At 67.9% G+C, this 17,022-nt stretch carries 29 protein-coding genes; 3 read left to right on the forward strand and 26 right to left on the reverse strand.

Annotation, left to right across the window (positions count from 1 at the left end; all coding sequences use genetic code 11):
* Positions 1-32: 32 nt before the first annotated feature.
* The 26 genes from truA to rplC all read right to left on the reverse strand — a co-directional run bounded on the left by truA (position 33) and on the right by rplC (position 14,224).
* A complete protein-coding gene (truA, locus tag KQ305_RS00450) occupies positions 33-878 on the reverse strand; it encodes a tRNA pseudouridine(38-40) synthase TruA (RefSeq protein ID WP_259723523.1) in 846 nt (281 codons plus the stop codon).
* Entirely contained in the window at positions 875-1,225 is a 351-nt protein-coding gene (gene rplQ / locus KQ305_RS00455; RefSeq protein ID WP_259723505.1) for a 50S ribosomal protein L17, read from the reverse strand. Before rplQ ends, truA begins: the two co-directional genes overlap by 4 nt.
* 46 nt (positions 1,226-1,271) lie before the next feature.
* Complete coding sequence (locus KQ305_RS00460) at positions 1,272-2,210, reverse strand: DNA-directed RNA polymerase subunit alpha (protein WP_259723506.1); 939 nt, start codon at positions 2,208-2,210, stop codon at positions 1,272-1,274.
* A gap of 82 nt (positions 2,211-2,292) precedes the next feature.
* Positions 2,293-2,685 (reverse strand): 30S ribosomal protein S11, encoded by a 393-nt coding sequence (gene rpsK, locus KQ305_RS00465; RefSeq protein ID WP_094586009.1) that lies wholly within the window; start codon positions 2,683-2,685, stop codon positions 2,293-2,295.
* A gap of 170 nt (positions 2,686-2,855) precedes the next feature.
* The gene (gene rpsM / locus KQ305_RS00470) at positions 2,856-3,221 is read right to left on the reverse strand and encodes a 30S ribosomal protein S13 (protein WP_094586010.1); all 366 of its coding nucleotides are present in this window, start codon (positions 3,219-3,221) and stop codon (positions 2,856-2,858) included.
* A 66-nt stretch (positions 3,222-3,287) separates the two neighbouring features.
* Positions 3,288-3,401: a 50S ribosomal protein L36 gene (gene rpmJ / locus KQ305_RS00475; RefSeq protein ID WP_006173336.1), complete on the reverse strand. Its 114-nt coding sequence runs from the start codon at positions 3,399-3,401 to the stop codon at positions 3,288-3,290.
* A gap of 43 nt (positions 3,402-3,444) precedes the next feature.
* Positions 3,445-3,996 (reverse strand): adenylate kinase, encoded by a 552-nt coding sequence (locus KQ305_RS00480; protein ID WP_259723507.1) that lies wholly within the window; start codon positions 3,994-3,996, stop codon positions 3,445-3,447.
* 24 nt (positions 3,997-4,020) lie between these two features.
* Entirely contained in the window at positions 4,021-5,340 is a 1,320-nt protein-coding gene (gene secY / locus KQ305_RS00485) for a preprotein translocase subunit SecY (RefSeq protein ID WP_254951718.1), read from the reverse strand.
* A 108-nt stretch (positions 5,341-5,448) separates the two neighbouring features.
* On the reverse strand, positions 5,449-5,904 hold the full coding sequence (gene rplO / locus KQ305_RS00490) for a 50S ribosomal protein L15 (protein ID WP_216910421.1): 456 nt from the start codon (positions 5,902-5,904) through the stop codon (positions 5,449-5,451).
* Positions 5,905-5,912: 8 nt separating this feature from the next.
* Positions 5,913-6,587, reverse strand: a complete 675-nt coding sequence (gene rpsE, locus KQ305_RS00495) for a 30S ribosomal protein S5 (RefSeq protein ID WP_259723508.1) — start codon at positions 6,585-6,587, stop codon at positions 5,913-5,915.
* Between the two features lie 14 nt (positions 6,588-6,601).
* A complete protein-coding gene (gene rplR / locus KQ305_RS00500) occupies positions 6,602-6,967 on the reverse strand; it encodes a 50S ribosomal protein L18 (protein ID WP_259723509.1) in 366 nt (121 codons plus the stop codon).
* Positions 6,968-6,999: 32 nt separating this feature from the next.
* Positions 7,000-7,539: a 50S ribosomal protein L6 gene (gene rplF / locus KQ305_RS00505; RefSeq protein WP_259723510.1), complete on the reverse strand. Its 540-nt coding sequence runs from the start codon at positions 7,537-7,539 to the stop codon at positions 7,000-7,002.
* A 16-nt stretch (positions 7,540-7,555) separates the two neighbouring features.
* Positions 7,556-7,957 carry a 30S ribosomal protein S8 gene (gene rpsH, locus KQ305_RS00510; RefSeq protein WP_259723511.1) on the reverse strand — a complete coding sequence of 134 codons (402 nt, stop codon included), beginning with the start codon at positions 7,955-7,957 and terminating at the stop codon, positions 7,556-7,558.
* Between the two features lie 20 nt (positions 7,958-7,977).
* Positions 7,978-8,517, reverse strand: coding sequence for a 50S ribosomal protein L5 (gene rplE, locus KQ305_RS00515; RefSeq protein ID WP_015109412.1), 540 nt, complete (start codon positions 8,515-8,517; stop codon positions 7,978-7,980).
* 122 nt (positions 8,518-8,639) lie between these two features.
* On the reverse strand, positions 8,640-8,996 hold the full coding sequence (gene rplX / locus KQ305_RS00520) for a 50S ribosomal protein L24 (RefSeq protein ID WP_259723512.1): 357 nt from the start codon (positions 8,994-8,996) through the stop codon (positions 8,640-8,642).
* A gap of 1 nt (position 8,997) precedes the next feature.
* Entirely contained in the window at positions 8,998-9,363 is a 366-nt protein-coding gene (rplN, locus tag KQ305_RS00525) for a 50S ribosomal protein L14 (protein ID WP_015109410.1), read from the reverse strand.
* 10 nt (positions 9,364-9,373) lie between these two features.
* Entirely contained in the window at positions 9,374-9,625 is a 252-nt protein-coding gene (rpsQ, locus tag KQ305_RS00530; RefSeq protein ID WP_015109409.1) for a 30S ribosomal protein S17, read from the reverse strand.
* A 17-nt stretch (positions 9,626-9,642) separates the two neighbouring features.
* Positions 9,643-9,855 carry a 50S ribosomal protein L29 gene (gene rpmC / locus KQ305_RS00535; RefSeq protein WP_254965012.1) on the reverse strand — a complete coding sequence of 71 codons (213 nt, stop codon included), beginning with the start codon at positions 9,853-9,855 and terminating at the stop codon, positions 9,643-9,645.
* A 2-nt stretch (positions 9,856-9,857) separates the two neighbouring features.
* Positions 9,858-10,316: a 50S ribosomal protein L16 gene (gene rplP / locus KQ305_RS00540; RefSeq protein ID WP_259723513.1), complete on the reverse strand. Its 459-nt coding sequence runs from the start codon at positions 10,314-10,316 to the stop codon at positions 9,858-9,860.
* A 16-nt stretch (positions 10,317-10,332) separates the two neighbouring features.
* A complete protein-coding gene (gene rpsC, locus KQ305_RS00545) occupies positions 10,333-11,061 on the reverse strand; it encodes a 30S ribosomal protein S3 (protein WP_254965008.1) in 729 nt (242 codons plus the stop codon).
* Positions 11,062-11,080: 19 nt separating this feature from the next.
* Positions 11,081-11,440, reverse strand: coding sequence for a 50S ribosomal protein L22 (gene rplV / locus KQ305_RS00550; protein WP_259723514.1), 360 nt, complete (start codon positions 11,438-11,440; stop codon positions 11,081-11,083).
* A 4-nt stretch (positions 11,441-11,444) separates the two neighbouring features.
* Positions 11,445-11,720 (reverse strand): 30S ribosomal protein S19, encoded by a 276-nt coding sequence (gene rpsS, locus KQ305_RS00555; protein WP_015109404.1) that lies wholly within the window; start codon positions 11,718-11,720, stop codon positions 11,445-11,447.
* Between the two features lie 35 nt (positions 11,721-11,755).
* Positions 11,756-12,619, reverse strand: a complete 864-nt coding sequence (gene rplB / locus KQ305_RS00560) for a 50S ribosomal protein L2 (protein WP_259723515.1) — start codon at positions 12,617-12,619, stop codon at positions 11,756-11,758.
* A 15-nt stretch (positions 12,620-12,634) separates the two neighbouring features.
* A complete protein-coding gene (locus tag KQ305_RS00565) occupies positions 12,635-12,937 on the reverse strand; it encodes a 50S ribosomal protein L23 (protein ID WP_094586023.1) in 303 nt (100 codons plus the stop codon).
* The gene (gene rplD, locus KQ305_RS00570) at positions 12,930-13,565 is read right to left on the reverse strand and encodes a 50S ribosomal protein L4 (RefSeq protein WP_259723516.1); all 636 of its coding nucleotides are present in this window, start codon (positions 13,563-13,565) and stop codon (positions 12,930-12,932) included. The genes KQ305_RS00565 and rplD overlap by 8 nt, the downstream gene beginning before the upstream one ends.
* Positions 13,566-13,576: 11 nt before the next feature.
* Positions 13,577-14,224 carry a 50S ribosomal protein L3 gene (gene rplC, locus KQ305_RS00575; protein ID WP_259723517.1) on the reverse strand — a complete coding sequence of 216 codons (648 nt, stop codon included), beginning with the start codon at positions 14,222-14,224 and terminating at the stop codon, positions 13,577-13,579.
* 414 nt (positions 14,225-14,638) lie between these two features.
* On the opposite strand from rplC, the gene KQ305_RS00580 reads away from it, so the two are divergent.
* The 3 genes from KQ305_RS00580 to KQ305_RS00590 form a co-directional block, all read left to right on the forward strand.
* A complete protein-coding gene (locus tag KQ305_RS00580) occupies positions 14,639-15,100 on the forward strand; it encodes an NAD(P)H-quinone oxidoreductase subunit N (RefSeq protein ID WP_259723518.1) in 462 nt (153 codons plus the stop codon).
* 48 nt (positions 15,101-15,148) lie between these two features.
* Positions 15,149-16,405 (forward strand): sodium:proton antiporter, encoded by a 1,257-nt coding sequence (locus tag KQ305_RS00585; RefSeq protein WP_259723519.1) that lies wholly within the window; start codon positions 15,149-15,151, stop codon positions 16,403-16,405.
* A gap of 44 nt (positions 16,406-16,449) precedes the next feature.
* Positions 16,450-17,022, forward strand: a 573-nt coding sequence (locus KQ305_RS00590; RefSeq protein WP_259723520.1) for a 4Fe-4S binding protein, incomplete at its 3' end; no start/stop codon positions are given.

Raw genomic sequence — 17,022 nt, forward strand, 5'->3', positions numbered from 1 at the left:
GGGGCCACCGAACGGGGCTCCCTGCAGGCCGCTCAACCGATCGGATCGCCGACGAACGGATCGGCGGGAGGATCGCGCGATTCCAACAGAAATCGCGGTTGACAATCATACCAGGCGGCCTCAGGGAAGATGGCCTGTGGATAGCCCACCCGCAGCAGGCAGAGGCCCTGGGGCGGGGCGGCCTCCTTCACAGCGTGGCGGGCGCCGCTGCGCCAGCGGTGCAGAAACTCCTCAGCCTCGAGGCGGCCCTCCCCGACGGCCACCAGCTGGCCCATCAGCAGGCGCACCATGCCGTAAAGAAAGCCGCTGGCCTGGACTTCGGTGACCAGCAGATCCCCCTGGCGATCGATCCGTACCTCCTGGAGGGTGGTGCGGGCATGGGCGCGACGGCTGCCGGCCCGTTGGAAGGCGGAGAAATCGTGTTCCCCGAGCAGGGCCTCCAGGCAGCGGGCCATGCGGCCTTCGTCGAGGCGCCGCTGGTAGCGATGCCAGCTCCAGGGGGCCAGGAACAGGTTGGGGGTGCGGCCGTTGAAGATCGTGTAGCGGTAGCGCCGGTAGGTGGCGCCGTAGCAGGCGTGCCAGTCGGCTGAGACCTCGGCGGCGGCCCTCACCCGGATCGTGGGCGGCAGACGGCCGTTGAGGGCCTTGGCCCAGCGCGAGACAGGGATAGGTCCACTGGCATCGAAGTGGACCACCTGGGCGGCAGCATGGACGCCAGTGTCAGTGCGGCCCGCGGCCACCGCCTGGGCGGGCCGGTGCGGGTCGAGCGCAGCAATGGCCCCTTCCAGGGTTTCCTGAACGCTGCTGTGGTGGGCCTGACGCTGCCAGCCGTGGAACGAGGAGCCCTCGTACTGCAGCGAAAGGGCGATGCGTTTCAGACCAGCTCGATGATCGCCATCTCGGCATTGTCGCCGCGGCGGCGCACCGTGCGGATGATTCGGGTGTAACCACCCTGGCGATCGCCGTAGCGGTCCTGGGCCTTGTCGAACAGGGCGTGGACCAGCTGCTTGTCGTAGATGTAGCCCATGGCGCGGCGACGGGCGGCGAGGGTGCCGTCCTTGGCCAGGGTGATCATGCGCTCCGTTTCATCACGGAGGGCCTTGGCCCTGGCCTTGGTGGTGGTGACGCGGCCTTCACGGATGAGCTGGGTGGTCAGACCACGCAGCAAGGCTTTTCGTTGGTCGGCGGGGAGTCCCAACAGGGGGACTCGGCACTGGTGTCGCATGGTGGGGACGGGGCGGGTGGCGTAACGGGGAAGGGGAAACCGCCTTTCAGCCGCTGGTGCGGCTCTGGGGCAGGGAGATGCCGATCCTCTCGAGAGCCTCGATCACCTCGTCGGCGGACTTGGATCCGAAGTTCTTGATCTCCAGGAGGTCTTCGTAGCTGAAGCCCATGAGGTCGGAGACGGAGTTGACCTGGGCCCGCTTCAGACAGTTGTAGGCGCGGACGGAGAGGTTCAGTTCCTCCAGGGGGATCTGGGCCTCGGCCGAAGGCTCGGGTTCCAGGCCAGGCTCCTCGGTCATGGTGAGGGTGGCCAGGGGCTGGAACAGCTCCATCAGCTGGTTGGCAGCCTGGGCCATGGCGTCGTCGGGGGTGACACTGCCAGTGGTCTCGATCTCGATGCGCAGGCGTTCGTGGGCCGAACCGCCTTCCCCGACCGCCGTTTCATCGACGGTGTAGTTGACCCGACGCACCGGCATGAAGACCGCGTCGATCTGGAGCAGGTCGATGGCGGCGGTGTCCTCGTTGTGGCGGTCCACCGGTCGGTAACCGATGCCGCGCTCCACGTGGACTTCCATCTCGAGGCTGTGGCCTTCGGCCACGGTGGCGATCTCCCGATCGCCGTCGATGACCTGAACCTGGGGGGAGAACTGCAGATCCGAGGCGGTGACCCTGGCCGGACCGTTGACCATCAGGCGACCGATCTCCAGATCACGGCTGCGGCTGTTGACGGGAACCGACTTGCAGTTGAGCAGGATGTCGAGCACGTCCTCGCGCACCCCGGGCACCGTGGCGTACTCGTGGTTGACCCCGGAGAGACGCACCGCCGTGATGGCGCTTCCTTCGAGACCACCGATCAGCACGCGCCGGAGGGCGTTGCCGAGGGTGGTCGCCTGGCCCCGATCCAGGGGGCCGATCAGGAAGACGCCCGTCTGGGAACGGTCGTCGGCAACCTGGTGCTCGACCCGATCGATCTGGTAGTGCAACACGGTCTGAGGAGGTGGGAAAGGAACGGTGGCCGCGGCAGCGGCCCTGGGCAGTCGGACGGGAGTCCGGGGGAGTCAGGACGACTCAGACCCGGCGGCGCTTGGCCCGACGACAGCCGTTGTGGGGCAGGGGGGTGACGTCGCGGATCAGGGTGATCTCGAGACCGGCCACCTGCAGGGCCCGGATGGCGGTTTCGCGCCCGGAGCCTGGACCGCGCACCAGCACTTCGATCTGGCGCATGCCTTGCTCGAGGGCACGGCGGGCGGCCGCTTCGGCGGCGGTCTGGGCGGCGAAGGGCGTGCCCTTGCGGGCTCCCTTGAAGCCGCTGGCACCGGCCGACGACCAGCTCACCACTTCACCGGCGGTGTCGGTGATGGAGACGATCGTGTTGTTGAAGGTGCTCTGGATGTGCGCGACCCCGTTGGGGACATTGCGCTTGGCCTTTTTGGGGCCTGTCTTCTTGGCTGGCTTGGCCATGGCGGTGACCCTGCGAAGGCAGGGAGGTGATCGAAGGACTGGGGGGAGTCCCGGTGACGACCTCCGGTGAGGGAAGGCGGCGGGACTGGGGCCCGGTGGCTGCCGCGAGGGGCCACGGGCCGGGGGATGGTGCAGGCAGGGAAAGGGGAGCGGGCCCGGAGGCCCGGGACTCACTTCTTCTTGCCGGCCACGGTCTTGCGGGCGCCGCGGCGGGTGCGGGCGTTGGTGCGGGTGCGCTGACCGCGCACGGGCAGACCCATGCGATGGCGGCGTCCCCGCAGGCAGCCGATGTCCTGGAGGCGCTTGAGGGCCATGCCCTCTTCGCGGCGCAGGTCGCCTTCGAGAACGAAGGAGTCGGCGGCGCCGCGCAGCTTCTGCACGTCGCCATCGCTGAGGTCCTTCACCCGGATGTCGGGGCTGACCCCCGATTTGGCGAGAATCTTGCGGGCCCTGGTGAGCCCGATCCCGTACACGTAAGTGAGTGAGATCTCAACCCTCTTGTCACGAGGGATATCGACACCGGCGATCCGAGCCACGTCAGGAAACGATCAGAGGGTAAGGGGGGTGGCGGCCGAAGGCGGCCGCCGTTGAAGCGTGGGGAGTCAACCCTGACGCTGCTTGTGCTTGGGGTTGGTGCAGATGACCATGACCCTGCCGTGGCGACGAATCACCCGGCATTTGTCGCACATCTTCTTGACTGAGGCACGCACCTTCATGGGCGTTGTGCTCTCCGAATTTGCAAACAGCTACCGTACCACATCAGTCAACAAGGCTGGCTACGATCCTCCCCCCGATCTCCGCCACCGTGCCGGAGGCCTCGACGCTGCGGAGCAGGCCCAGATTCCGGTAGTGCTCGATCAGGGGGGCGGTCTGCTCCTGGTACACCACCAGGCGGTTGCGGATCACCGCTTCGTTGTCGTCGGCCCGGCCGCGGGAGAGCAGGCGCTGGATCAGCACCCCGTCCTCCAGCTCCAGCAGCAGCACCCGTTCGATGCGCTGATCGAGCTCGGCCAGCAGCCCGTCAAGGGCTTCGGCCTGGGCCAGGTTGCGGGGAAAACCATCCAGGAGCCAGCCCCCCTGGTGCCCCTCCAGGCGGCTGCGCACGATGGCCAGCACCAGCGCATCGCTGACCAGCTCGCCGCGGGCCATCACCGCCTCCGCCTCCTGGCCCAGGGCGCTGCCGGCCTTCACTTCCGCCCGCAGCAGTTCCCCGGTGGAGAGATGCAGCAGCTGGTGATGTGCGGCCAGGAGCTCGGCCTGGGTGCCCTTGCCGGCGCCGGGGGGGCCGAGGAAGAGGAGACGCTGTTTCATGGGAGGGAAGACGGGGAAAGGGGCCTACTGCCGGACCAGCCCTTCGTAGCGCTGGGAGATCACGTAGGTCTGCACCTGCTTGGCGGTATCGATGGCCACGCCCACCAGGATCAGCAGGGAGGTGGCCCCCAGGCCCTGGAAGGTGCGCACCTGGGTGGCGCCCTCCACGGCCGAGGGAATGATCGCGATGGCGCCCAGGAACAGGCCACCGAGCAGGGTGAGCCGGTTGGAGACGCCCGAGAGGTAGTCGGCGGTGGCCGAGCCGGGGCGCACGCCGGGGATGGCGACGCCGGAGCGTTTCAGGTTGGTGGCGATGTCCACCGGGTTGACGGTGAGCGAGGCGTAGAAGAAGGCGAAGCCGCAGATCAGGGCGAAGTACACCAACGCATAGACCCAGGGGGTGCTGCTGGTGGGGTTGAGATAGCCCGCCACCCGGATCAGCCAGGCACTTTTGGTGAGGTTGGCGATGGTGAGCGGCAGGAACACCACGGCCGAGGCGAAGATGATCGGCATCACGCCGCCGGCATTGAGCTTCAGGGGAAGGTAGCTCTGGCGCGAGGCCAGGGTGCTGGCTCCGCCCACCTGGCGCTTGGCGCTGACGATCGGAATGCGACGGCTGCCCTCCTGCAGAAAGATGATCCCCACGATCGTCACCAGGAAGACGAGCACAAGGACGACGATGCCCCCCACCGTGGCCCGGTCGCCGCTCTGGGCCAGCTGGATGGTGGATCCCAGGGCCTTGGGCAGGGTGGCCACGATGTTGATGAAGATCACCAGGGAGGCCCCCTGGCCGATGCCCCGTTCGGTGATCACCTCACTGACCCACATCACCACCATCGAACCGGTGACGAGGGCCAGGCTGGTCTGCACGACGAACAGCCATTCCGGCAGGCCCGGCAGGGCGTACTGCCGCAGGATCAGGGCAAAAACGACGCTCTGCAGGATGCCCCAGCCCAGGGCCACGTAACGGGTGATCTGGGCCAGCTTGCGCCGGCCGGCCTCCCCTTCGTTTTTCTGCAGCTCCTCGAGCTGGGGCAGGGCCGCCGTCATCAGCTGGATGATGATCGAGGCATTGATGAAGGGCAGGATGCCCAGGGCGAACACGCCCAGCGTGGACAGGCCGCCACCGGTGAAGATGTCCAGGAAGCCGATCAACTGGCCGCCCTGGCGGATGAAGTCCTGGAAGGCCACCCGGTCGATGCCGGGCACCGGGATGTAGATGCCGAGTCGCACCAGCAGCAGCAGGCCCAGGGTGGTGAGCACCCGATCCCTCAGGCCCTTCGACTGGACCAGCTGGACGAGGATTTCAGCGGCGCTCGGATTGCGCCCCCTGCTGAGGAGCATGGTGATGACGGGAGTGGGGGGAACGGGTCGATACGACCGGAGCCGCCTGCCGCAGCACAAGGCTACGGGCAGACGGCTCCGGGCTGGAGGCAGGGCAGCGGCCCGGGCTCAGTCGATGATCTCGCAGCTGCCACCGGCGGCTTCGATCTTGGCGCGGGCCGAGGCGGTGAAGGCGGCGGCCTGGACCGTCAGTTTCACCGTGAGCTCGCCGTTGCCGAGCACCTTGAGCGGGTACCGGGGGCTGGTGACCAGGCCCGCCTGCTCGAGGGAGTCGAGACTGACGGTGCTGCCCGCCTTCAGCTCACCCAGCCGTGACACGTTGATCACGGTGTAGTGGGTGGGGTTGATGACCGGAAAGTGCTTGAGCTTCGGGATCCGGCGGTAGAGGGGCATCTGGCCACCCTCGAAGCCGGGCCGAGTGGGGCTGCCGGAGCGGGATTTCTGGCCGCGCATGCCGAAACCGCAGCTGGCGCCCTGGCCGGCGGCAATGCCGCGACCCTTGCGCAGCTTGCGCTTGCGGGAACCCTTCTGGGGCTGGAGGTTGTTGAGAGAGAAGGACGTCATGGCGGGCTTCAGGAGTAAATCTGCTCGAGGGAGATGCCCCGCTCCTTGGCGGTCTCCTTGTGGGTGCGCAGGCCTTCGAGGGCCTGCATGGCGGCGCGGGCGTTGTTGAGCGGGGTCTTGGAGCCCAGCCGCTTCGCCAGCACGTTCTTGATACCGGCCAGTTCGAGCACGGTGCGGATCGAACCGCCCGCGATCACCCCGGTACCGGGGGCAGCCGGCCGGATCAGCACGCTGGCGGCGCCGTCGCGGCCGTTGCTGAGGGTGGGGATTGAACTGTTGCGGGTGAGGGGCACCTTGACCAGATGCTTCTTGCCGTCGGCCACGCCCTTGCGGACGGCGCCGATGACATCGCCGGCCTTGCCGACACCCACGCCCACCTGGCCGCGTTCGTTGCCGACGACGACGATGGCCCGGAAGCTCATCTTCTTGCCGCCCTTGACGGTCTTGGAGACACGGCGGATCTGCACCACCCGCTCCTGCCATTCGGAGTCGCGTTCCTGGCCGCGGCGGTTGTCACGGCCGCGGCCGCCGCCACCGCCGCGGCGGTCGCCTTTGGCATCGCCACGGCCACCGCCGCCGCCGCCACCGCCACGGCGCTGCTCCTGCTGGCCTTCAGCAGCGGCGGGGACGTCGGAGGCCGCAGGCACGGCGCCGGTCTGGATCTGGTCGTTGGTTTCGGTCATGGTGAGAGCAGGGATCAGAACTGAAGGCCCGCTTCCCGGGCGGCGTCAGCAAGGGCCTTGACCCTGCCGTGGTACAGGTTGCCGCCGCGATCGAAGACCACCTGCTGGATGCCCTTGGCGAGGGCGCGCTGGGCGACGAGTTGGCCCACGGCGACGGAGGCGTCACACGTGGAGCTGGCCTGGACGCTGGTGCGCAGGTCCTTGTCGAGGGTGGACGCGGCGCAGAGGGTGCTCTGGGCGTCGTCGTCGATGACCTGGGCGTAGATGTGATTGTTGGAGCGGAACACAGCCAGCCTGGGACGGTTGGCGGTGCCGGAGAGCAGACGACGCAGGCGGCGGTGACGCTTCTGGGTCTGCTGTTTGCGGGGGAGGGTAGACATGGGGGATCAGACGGATGACGCTCGAGCAGACCTCATTTCTTGCCGGTCTTGCCGGCCTTGCGCAGAATCCGCTCACCTTCGTACTTGATGCCTTTGCCCTTGTAGGGCTCGGGCGGACGAATGCCGCGGATCTTGGCCGCCTCGTTGCCCACCAGCTCCTTGTCGGGGCCGGAGACGAAGACCGAGGTGTTGTTCTCGACTGAGAAGGTGACCCCTTCGGGGGGGACCATCTCCACAGGGTGGCTGTAGCCGGCGCTGACCACGAGCTTGCGGCCCTGGACCTGGGCGCGGTAACCCACGCCGATGATCTCGAGCTTGCGGGTGAAGCCTTGGCTGACCCCTTCGACCATGTTGGCGACGAGGGTGCGGCTGAGGCCGTGGCGCTCGCGGGAGCGTCGGTGGGTGCTGGTGGGGCTCACCACCACCGTGCCGCCGTCCTGGCTGACGCTGACGCCCTCCGGGAGAACGCGGCTGAGTTCCCCTTTGGGACCCTTCACGGTGACCGCCAGACCATCGAGGCTGACGGTGACCTTGTCGGGAATGGGGATCGGGGCTTTACCGATACGAGACATGGAACAACTCCTGGGATCAGTAGACGTAGCAGAGCACTTCGCCGCCGACGCCCTGCTTGCGGGCATCACGGTCGCTCATCACACCCCGGGAGGTGGAGATGATCGCCACGCCGAGGCCGCCCAGCACCTTGGGCAGCTGGCGGGTGTTCTTGTAGATGCGCAGACCGGGCTTGCTCACCCGCTGCACGGAGCGGATGGTGGGCTGGCGGTGCTTGCCGCTGTATTTCAGCTCAAGCACCAGGTGGCGCTGCACGCCTTCGCCTTCTTCGGCGATGGCGGCGATGAAGCCTTCCTGCTGCAGCACGTTGGCGATGCTGCGGGAAAGCCGGGAGGCGGGAATCTTGGTGCGCTCGTGGCGCTTCTCACTCGCGTTGCGAAGGCGGGTGAGCATGTCTGAAACTGGGTCGTGGTTGGCCATGGTCGTGTCCGGGAGGGGGCTCAGGTATTGCGGAACGGCATTCCCATTTCGCGGAGGAGGGCCCGGCCCTCTTCGTCGTTACGGGCGTTGGTCACGATCGTGACGTCCATCCCCCGGATGGCATCGATCTTGTCGAAGGAGATCTCGGGGAAGATGATCTGCTCCCGGATCCCCAGGGTGTAGTTGCCCCGGCCGTCGAAGCTCTTGGGGCTCACGCCGCGGAAGTCGCGGATGCGTGGCAGCGCCAGGTGGATGAGACGCTCCAGGAAGGCATACATCCGCTCGCCCCGCAGGGTGACGGCCACGCCGATCGGCATGCCCTGGCGGATCTTGAAGCCGGCGATGGCCTTCTTGGCGCGGGTCACCACCACCTTCTGACCGGTGATGGTCGCCAGTTCGGTGATCGAGGCTTCGAGAGCCTTGGCGTTCTGGGCGGCTTCACCGAGGCCCCGGTTGACGGTGACCTTGACCACCTTGGGAACCTCGTGGACGTTGGAGAGGTTGAGATCCTTCAGCAGCTTGGGCTGGATCGTCTCCCGGTAGCGCTGTTTGAGTGACATGACGGGGGGATGGGGGGGCGCTTCTGGACGTGGTCAGAAGGCGGACGGGGGAGGGGAACAGGGTCGCGGAGCGGGGGGGGCGTCGCGCGGTGGGGCGTGGGGGGCGACGCGGTGGGGGGCGGTCAGTCGAGTACCTCCCCGGTCTTCTTGAGGCGGCGCTTCTTGCTGCCGTCGTCCTGGAGGACGATCTCCACCCGGCTGGCCACTTTGTTGGCGGTGGAGTACAGCATCACGTTGGAGGCGTGCAGGGACGCTTCCTCGGTGACGATGCGGCCCGTCTCGCCTTCCTGGGTGGGTTTGACGTGGCGGGTGCGCAGGTTGATGCCCTGCACCACGACACGGTTCTCATTGGGCAGGGTGCGCAGCACCTCGCCGGTCTTGCCCCGATCCTTGCCGGCGATCACCTGGACGGTGTCACCTTTGCGGATGCGCATCTTGATGCGCTCGACGGGCCTGGCCTTGGGGGTTGCGGTGGCCATCTCAGATCACCTCCGGGGCGAGGGACACGATCTTGGTGAAGTTGCGCTCGCGCAGCTCCCTGGCGACCGGACCGAAGACCCGGGTGCCCTTGGGGTTGTTGTCGTTGCCCAGGATCACCGCAGCGTTGTCGTCGAAGCGGATGGCGTTGCCGGTGTCACGGCGCAGCGTGGCCCGGGTGCGCACCACAACGGCCTTGACGACATCCGACTTCTTGACGCCCATGTTGGGCATGGCGTCCTTGACGGCGGCCACGATCACATCGCCCACGTGGGCGTAGCGACGGTTGGTGCCGAGCACCCGGATGCACTGGATGCGCTTGGCGCCGCTGTTGTCAGCGACGTTGAGGAAGGTTTCCTGCTGAATCATGGGGGGTTCCTCAGCCGGCGCTGGTGGTGGAGAGAACTTCGGCCACGGCCCAACGTTTGGTGCGGCTGAGGGGACGGGTCTCGGTGATCCGGACCCGGTCACCCACGCGGCAGCTGTTGGCTTCGTCGTGGGCTTTGTAGCGAGTGGTGCGGCGGACGGTCTTCTGATAGATGGGGTGAGGGAAGCGGTTTTCCACCGCCACCACCACCGTTTTGTCCATCTTGTCGCTGACGACGGTGCCGACCCTTTCCTTGAGTGCCATGGGGATCGAGGGGGGAATCAGGAGGCGACGGTGGAGCGTTGACGCTCCTCCTGCACCGTCAGCAGGTGGGCCAGCTTGATGCGGGCCTCCTTGAAGCGGTGCGGGTGCTCCAGACGGCGGGTGGCCTGCTGGAAGCGGAGGTCGAACAGTTCGCGACGGACGCCGTCGATCTGTTCGCCGATCTGGGCGTCGCTGAGCGAACGCACGTCGGTGATGGTGGGACGGGCCATGGTCAGGACTCCACTGCGAGGGCGGGTTCGGGGGCGGCTGCCTCCTGATCGGCCAGGGCGAGGAACTTCGTCTTGACCGGCAGCTTGTACTGGGCCAGACGCATGGCTTCCTTGGCGATCTCGGGTGTGATCTCGGGGCCGCCCATCTCGAAGAGAATGCGACCCGGCTTGATCACGGCCACCCAGAATTCCGGGTTGCCCTTACCGGAACCCATGCGGGTTTCGGCCGCCCGCATGGTGACGGGCTTGTCGGGGAAGATCCGGATCCAGATCTGCCCCCCCCGCTTGACGTGGCGGGTCATGGCACGGCGGCTGGCCTCGATCTGGCGGGAGGTGATCCACCCGCACTCCTGGGCCTGCAGGGCAAAATCGCCGAAGGCGATCTTGTTGCCGCGCGTGGCGACGCCGCGCATGCGGCCTCGCTGCTGTTTTCGGAACTTGACGCGTTTTGGACTCAGCATGGTTCAGGCCTCCTGATCACTCCTCGTTGGAGCGGTCTTCAAACTGTTGCGGCCGGCGGTTCGCCCGGCGTTTCGGTGCTCCACCCACGGGCAGCTGGTCTTGCTGACCGGGAAGCACCTCTCCTTTGAACACCCAGACCTTGATGCCCAGCACCCCGTATGTGGTGGTGGCCACCTTGGTGGCGTAGTCGATGTCGGCGCGGAGCGTGTGCAGGGGCACGCGACCCTCGCGGGTCCACTCCGTCCGGGCGATTTCGGCGCCGTTGAGGCGGCCGCTCACCTGGAGCTTCAGACCCAGCACCCCGGCCCGCTGGGCGCGTTGCACCGCCATGCGCATGACGCGCCGGAAGGCCACCCGCTTCTCCAGCTGCTGGGCGATGTATTCGGCCAGCAGGAAGGCGTCGGCGTCGACCCGCTCCACCTCGACCACGTTGATGCGCACCTGACGGTGGGCATCGCCGAGGGTCTTCTGGATGCCGGCGCGCAGCTCCTCGATGCCGCTGCCCTGGCGGCCCACGAGAACGCCCGGACGGGCGGTCTTGAGTTCCACTTCGAGCTGGTCGGCCTTACGGGCGATCAGCACGTCGCTGATGCCGGCGGCGGCGTACTTCTTGTTGATGAACGACCGAATCCGGTCGTCCTCCTGAAGGAGGACGGGATAGGTCTTGCTTGGGGCGTACCAGCGGGAGCGGTGATCCTGGGTGATCCCCAGGCGCAGGCCGGTTGGATGGATCTTGTGTCCCATCGGGCGGTGTCCTCGGGGGTCAGGCGGTGGGCGCTGCCACAGCAATGCTGATGTGGCAGGTTTGCTTTTTGATGGCGAAGGCGCGGCCCTGGGCCCGGGGCCGGAACCGCTTCAGGGAGGGTCCCATGTCGGCGGTGGCCTGGCTGATGACCAGCGTGGCCGGATCGAGGCCGAGGTTGTGCTCGGCATTGGCGACCGCAGAGCGGAGCACCTTGGTGATCGGCCCGGTGGAGCGGTAGGGCATGAACTCGAGCATGATCAGGGCGTCGCGGTAGGTGCGACCCCGGATCTGATCGAGAACCCGGCGCACCTTCGACACGGAACCGCGGATGAAGCGGCCGTGTGCCAGGGCTTGGGTGTCGGGTGTGGTGGTTGCCATCGGATCAGCGGCCTCCCTTCTTGTCTTTGATGTGACCGCGGAATGTGCGGGTTGGGGCGAATTCGCCCAGCTTGTGGCCCACCATCTGCTCCGTCACGTAGACGGGCACGTGGGCCTTGCCGTTGTGAACGGCAATGGTGTGGCCGATCATCATCGGCAGGATGGTGGAGGCCCGTGACCAGGTCTTGATCACGGTCTTGTCGTCGGCAGCGTTCTGCTTCTCCACCTTGCGAAGCAGGTGGTCGGCGACGAACGGGCCTTTTTTGAGTGAGCGTCCCATGGCGGATCAGGCGAACAGCAGAGCGGTGTGGGTCATCAGGAGTCGCGTCCGCCACGGCTCCGTTTGGAGATGCGGCGTCGTTTCCGCAGCACGAACCGGTTGCTCGGCTTGTTGCGCTTGCGGGTCTTGAGGCCCAGGGCAGGTTTGCCCCAGGGCGTGACAGGACCGGAACGGCCGATCGGTGCCCGGCCTTCGCCGCCCCCGTGGGGGTGGTCGCAGGGGTTCATCACGCTGCCGCGAACTTGCGGACGGCGGCCCAGCCAGCGCTTGCGGCCGGCCTTGCCCAGGCTGGTGTTGCGCTGTTCGGCGTTGCCCACCTCACCGAGGGTGGCGTAGCACTCCCGGCGCACCAGCCGCACCTCGGTGGAGGGCAGCTTCAGGGCGACATAGTCGCCTTCCTTGGCCACCACCTGGGCGCTGGCCCCGGCGGTGCGCACCATCTGGCCGCCGCGACCGGCATACAGCTCGACGTTGTGGACGCTGGAGCCGAGCGGGATGGCCGAGAGGGGCAGGGCGTTGCCGTTCTCGATCGGGGCGTCGGGACCGGAGATGACGCTCTGGCCAACGGCCACGTTGGCGGGCGCCAGGATGTAGCGCTTTTCGCCGTCGGTGTAATAGAGCAGCGCCAGACGGGCGTTGCGGTGCGGGTCGTAGTGGACCGCGGCCACCTTGGCGCTCACCCCGTGCTTATCGCGACGGAAGTCGACGATGCGGTAGAGGCGCTTGTGGCCACCGCCGCGGTGGCGGCAGGTGATCACGCCGCGGTTGTTGCGGCCCTTGTGGCGGTGCTTGGACACCACCAGGCCCCGCTCACGGTTCTTGCCCGTGATGTCGCTGAAGTCGGTGACGACCAGCGTGCGGGTGCCGGGAGTGTTGGGTCTGTAGTTACGGATTGCCATGACGTTTCAGATCCCTCAGGACTCAGGGAACAACTGGATGGCGTTGCCTTCGGCAAGGCGCACCACTGCTTTCTTCACCTGGGCGCGTTTGCCGGCGAAGCGGCCCACCCGACGGGAGCGGCGGGGGGGATTCATGGTGCTGACGCCGACGACCTTGACGTCGAACAGATGCTCGACGGCCGCCTTGATGTCGGGCTTGGCGGCCCGATGGTCCACCTCGAAGGTGTACTGGTTGATCTCGATGGCCCGGGTGGCCTTCTCGGTGATCAGCGGGCGACGGATCACGTCCGCCAGCCGGCCTGCAAAACGCTCAGACATCGCCGTAGACCTCCTGAATCTTCGCCAGTGCCTCTTCGCTGAGCACCAGCTTGTTGGCATGGAGCAGATCGAACACGTTGAGCTGATCGGCAGCGATCAGCTTCACCTTCTCGAGGTTGCGCACCGAGCGGGCGACCGCCTCGGGGGCACCGTCGAGGATCAGCAGCACCTTGGCGCCGGCCTCGATGCCGAAGCGGGACAGGGCGGCGGTGATCTCCTTGGTCTTGGGGGTGTCGAGCCCTGCGCCGAAGCCCTTCACCACGGTGATGTCCGCGACGCGGCTCATCAGGGCGGTGCGCAGGGCCAGGCGACGCTCCTTGCGGTTCATCGCCACGGCATAGCTGCGAGGCTTGGGTCCGAAGATCACGCCGCCACCGGGCCGCAGGGGGGTGCGGATCGAGCCTTGGCGGGCCCGGCCGGTGCCTTTCTGCTTGTAAGGCTTGCGGCCACCGCCGGCCACTTCGGCGCGGGTGAGCGTGCTGGCAGTGCCTTGACGGGCATGGGCCAGCTGGCGCACCACGGCCCTGTGGAGCAGGCCGTTGGCAGATGTTTCCTTGGCGACCTTGAGGTCGAGGGGAGCCTTGCCGCTCTCCTTGCCTTGCCAGTCGCGAATCAGACAGTCAGTCATGGGTGTTCTCCTCAGTTCGCTGCGGGGAAGCCCACCCGCCGGGCCGGGCGGATGTCGAGCAGGGCGCCGGGCTTGCCGGGTACCGAGCCCTTCACGACGAGCAGATTGCGTTCCGCATCCACCTTGAGGATGGTGAGGCCGCGGGTGGTGATCTGCTTGCCGCCGTAACGGCCAGCCATCCGTTTGCCGGGGTAGACCCGGCCGGGGGTGGTGCCGGCGCCGATGGAGCCTGGCTCGCGGTGGTTCTTGGAGCCGTGGCTCATGGGGCCGCGGCTGAAGCCGTGGCGCTTCTGCAAGCCCGAGAAACCACGACCGATCGTGTCGCCGCTGACGTCAACCTTCTGGCCGGGGCTGAAGTCACCGACGGTGACGGGGGCCCCCAGCTCGAAGCCATCGATGGCCTCCAGCCGGTATTCCTTGAGGTGCCGCAGGGGCGCCTCACCGGATTTGTCCAGGTGGCCCTTGGCGGGCTTGTTGACGAGCTTCTCGCGGATGTCGCCGAAGCCGAGCTGCACCGCGGTGTAACCGTCGGTGGCTTCGCTCTTGAGTTGGGTGATGCGGCAGGGACCCGCTTCGATCAGGGTGACCGGAATGGATTTGCCTTCTTCGTCGAAGAACTGGGACATACCCAGCTTCTTCCCGAGAATGCCGATGGACATGGGAGGGAGAACAACACCAGCTGGACTGCCGCGGCGTGCCGCCAGGGACAAAAGGCCTAGACCCGAAATCCTTGGAAGACCCGCTGGGCGGCGGGGGGCTGAATTCGTGGAATCGCAGATTGACCCGAAGGTCAGGGGCTAGCGAGGCGAATCAGCGGGCTGGGACTTGCCGGAAGCGGTGAGGCCTCTGGCAGTATCCCGACGATCCAATCAGCGACAGAGCGCTGCAGGAGACGTACGGGCCAGGAAGGGTTCGTCACCACTGACAAACCCCGTGCTGTTCTCTGGAGGCCCGGCTAGCGGACGGGCACAGATCTTCAGCACAAGAAACAACAGTACCCCATGGTGTGCACCACCACCTGCGGGCCCCTCACAGGCTGCCAGACTCAACCGGCGATTCGCCTGCCGCTCCCGATGCCTCTGCTGATGACCGGCCGTGGTTTCCGCACCGAGCTGGAGCGCTGTGGTGCCCTCGCCCTGTTTGTTCCCCTGGAGGGGGGCGCCGAAACACGGCTGCTGCGCCGGCTGCGCGCGGCCGGCTACAGGGCCCACCTCACGTCCGCCCGCGGGCTCGGGGATCCGGAGGCCTATCTCCTGCATTTGCATGGCATTCGCCCGCCCCACCTGGGCCACCACAGCGTCGGCCGGTCGGCCGCCGTGGGTGAGGTGCAGCGGGTGATGCCCCTGCTGGGCCCCCAGCTGGCCGGCGAAGGGCCGGTGCTGCTGTGGCTGCTGGAGGGCCAGGTGCTCAGCAGCTCAGAACTCGCCGCCCTCTGCGACCTGTGTTGCCGCGAACCGCGGCTGAAGCTGGTGGTGGAAATGGGCGGTGCCCGGGCCCTGCGCTGGCAGCCGCTGGAGCAGCTCGTTACGGCCTGAGCTGACTACACCCCATAGCCTGGGTCGGTCCCGCGGACTCCAAGGACGTTGAGTGAGCGGCTGGCACTGATCTGGGGTTCGGCCTTCTTCGCCGGCTCCCTCGCCCAGGCGACGGCCTGGGTCACCGGCCAGCCCGCGGTGGTGCTGCTGCTGGGGATGGGCCTGCTGGCGGGCCATGCCGGTTTCGACATCGTCCATCCCGAGAACCTCGGCGCCGGCCTGGAGCCGCTGGTGGGTCTGCTGGTGAGCCTGGTGCTCTTCGACGGCGGGCTCAACCTGCGCCTCGCCGGCCGCGACCTGCAGCGCTCCGTGCTCCAGCTGGTGCTGGTGCGCCTGGTGCTGGGGCTGCCTGTGGCCGCCCTGCTGGCCCATGCCCTGGCGGGTCTGCCCTGGTCGCTCTCGCTGGTCTACGGCGCCATCGCCCTGGCCACCGGCCCCACGGTGGTCACCCCGATGGTGCGCCAGCTGCGGCTGGCCCCGAAACTGGGCCAGTTGCTGGAGGCGGAGGGCCTGATCCTCGAACCGTTCAGTGCCGTGCTGGGCCTGGTGCTGCTCCAGGTGACCCTGGGTGACCTGGGCGGCTGGCAGGAGGTGGTCTCCCGGTTGTTGCTGCGCCTGGGGGGTGGGGTCGGCCTCGGCGCCCTGGCCGGTCTGCTGCTGTCGGAGGCCCTCATTCGCCTGGGCGGAGAGGCGGCGGCCAGGGGCGGAGAGGGGCTGCCCTCAGCCGACTCCAACGGCCTGGAGCTGCAACTCTCCCTGGGGGTTCTGTTCTTGATGTTCAGCGGCTGTGAGGCCCTGCTGCCGGAATCGGGCCTGCCGGCGGCCGTGAGCGCCGGAGTGGTGGTGGGGCTGCGACTGGATGCGGCTGCCACCCAGCTCGATGCCCTGATCCGGCAGCTGGCCATGCTGGCCATCACCGTGCTGTTCCCCCTGCTGGCGGCCGATGTCTCCTGGGCGGAGCTGAGCCCCCTCGGTCTGGGCGGCCTGGGCTGCGTGCTTGCCCTGATGCTGGTGCGCTGGCCGCTGATCCAGCTCACGGGCCTGGGCCTGCCCAGCCTCGACTGGAAGGAGAAGGCGTTGCTCAGCTGGATCGCCCCGCGGGGCATTGTCACCGCGGCGGTGGTCAGCCTCTTCGCCCTTGAGCTCGACCGGGCCGAGGTGCCCGGCGGCGGCGCCCTCAAGGGTCTGGTGTTTCTGACGATCCTGATGACCGTGGGCCTGCAGGGGTTCACGGCCCCCTGGCTGGTGAACCGCCTGGGGCTTGCCCAGCCCGAGGCGGCGCCGGAGCTGCCCCAGGCCGGCTGAGCCCGGAGGTGGTGGCAGGATCGCCCCACCCTGTTGCGCAATCCATGGCGGCCATGGCCCGGGACCCGGAGCAGGCCCTGGCCCGCGGTTGCTGGGTGAAGCTGATCGGCGGGGCCAGCAACCAGGACCTGGCCGCCATCGAGGATCTGGCCGGCATCCATGCCCTGGCCGGGGTGCATTGCATCGATGTGGCCGCCGATCCGGCCGTGGTGGCCGCCACCCGGCGCGGCCTGGCCTGGGCCGAAGCCCACGGCGCGGCGCGCCCCTGGCTGATGGTCAGCCTCAGTGATGGCCTCGACCCCCACTTCCGCAAGGCCTGGTTCGATCCGCAGCGCTGTCCGCCGTCCTGCCCGAGGCCCTGCCAGCGGGTCTGCCCCGCCCTGGCCATCGACGGGCGGGGCGTGGTGGAGGAGCGCTGCTACGGCTGCGGCCGCTGCCTGCCCGCCTGCCCCCTGGGGCTGATCGAGGAGCGCAGCCAGGTGCTGGAGCCGGCCGCGGTGGGGGCCCTGCTGGCGGAGCTGGCCCCCGACGCGGTGGAGCTGCACACCCGGCCCGGGCGCCTGGAGGCCTTCGGCGAACGGGTGCTGCAGCTGGCCGCCAGCGGGGTGGCGCTGCGC

This window comes from Synechococcus sp. CS-1332 (assembly GCF_025127995.1).
Classification (GTDB): domain Bacteria; phylum Cyanobacteriota; class Cyanobacteriia; order PCC-6307; family Cyanobiaceae; genus Cyanobium.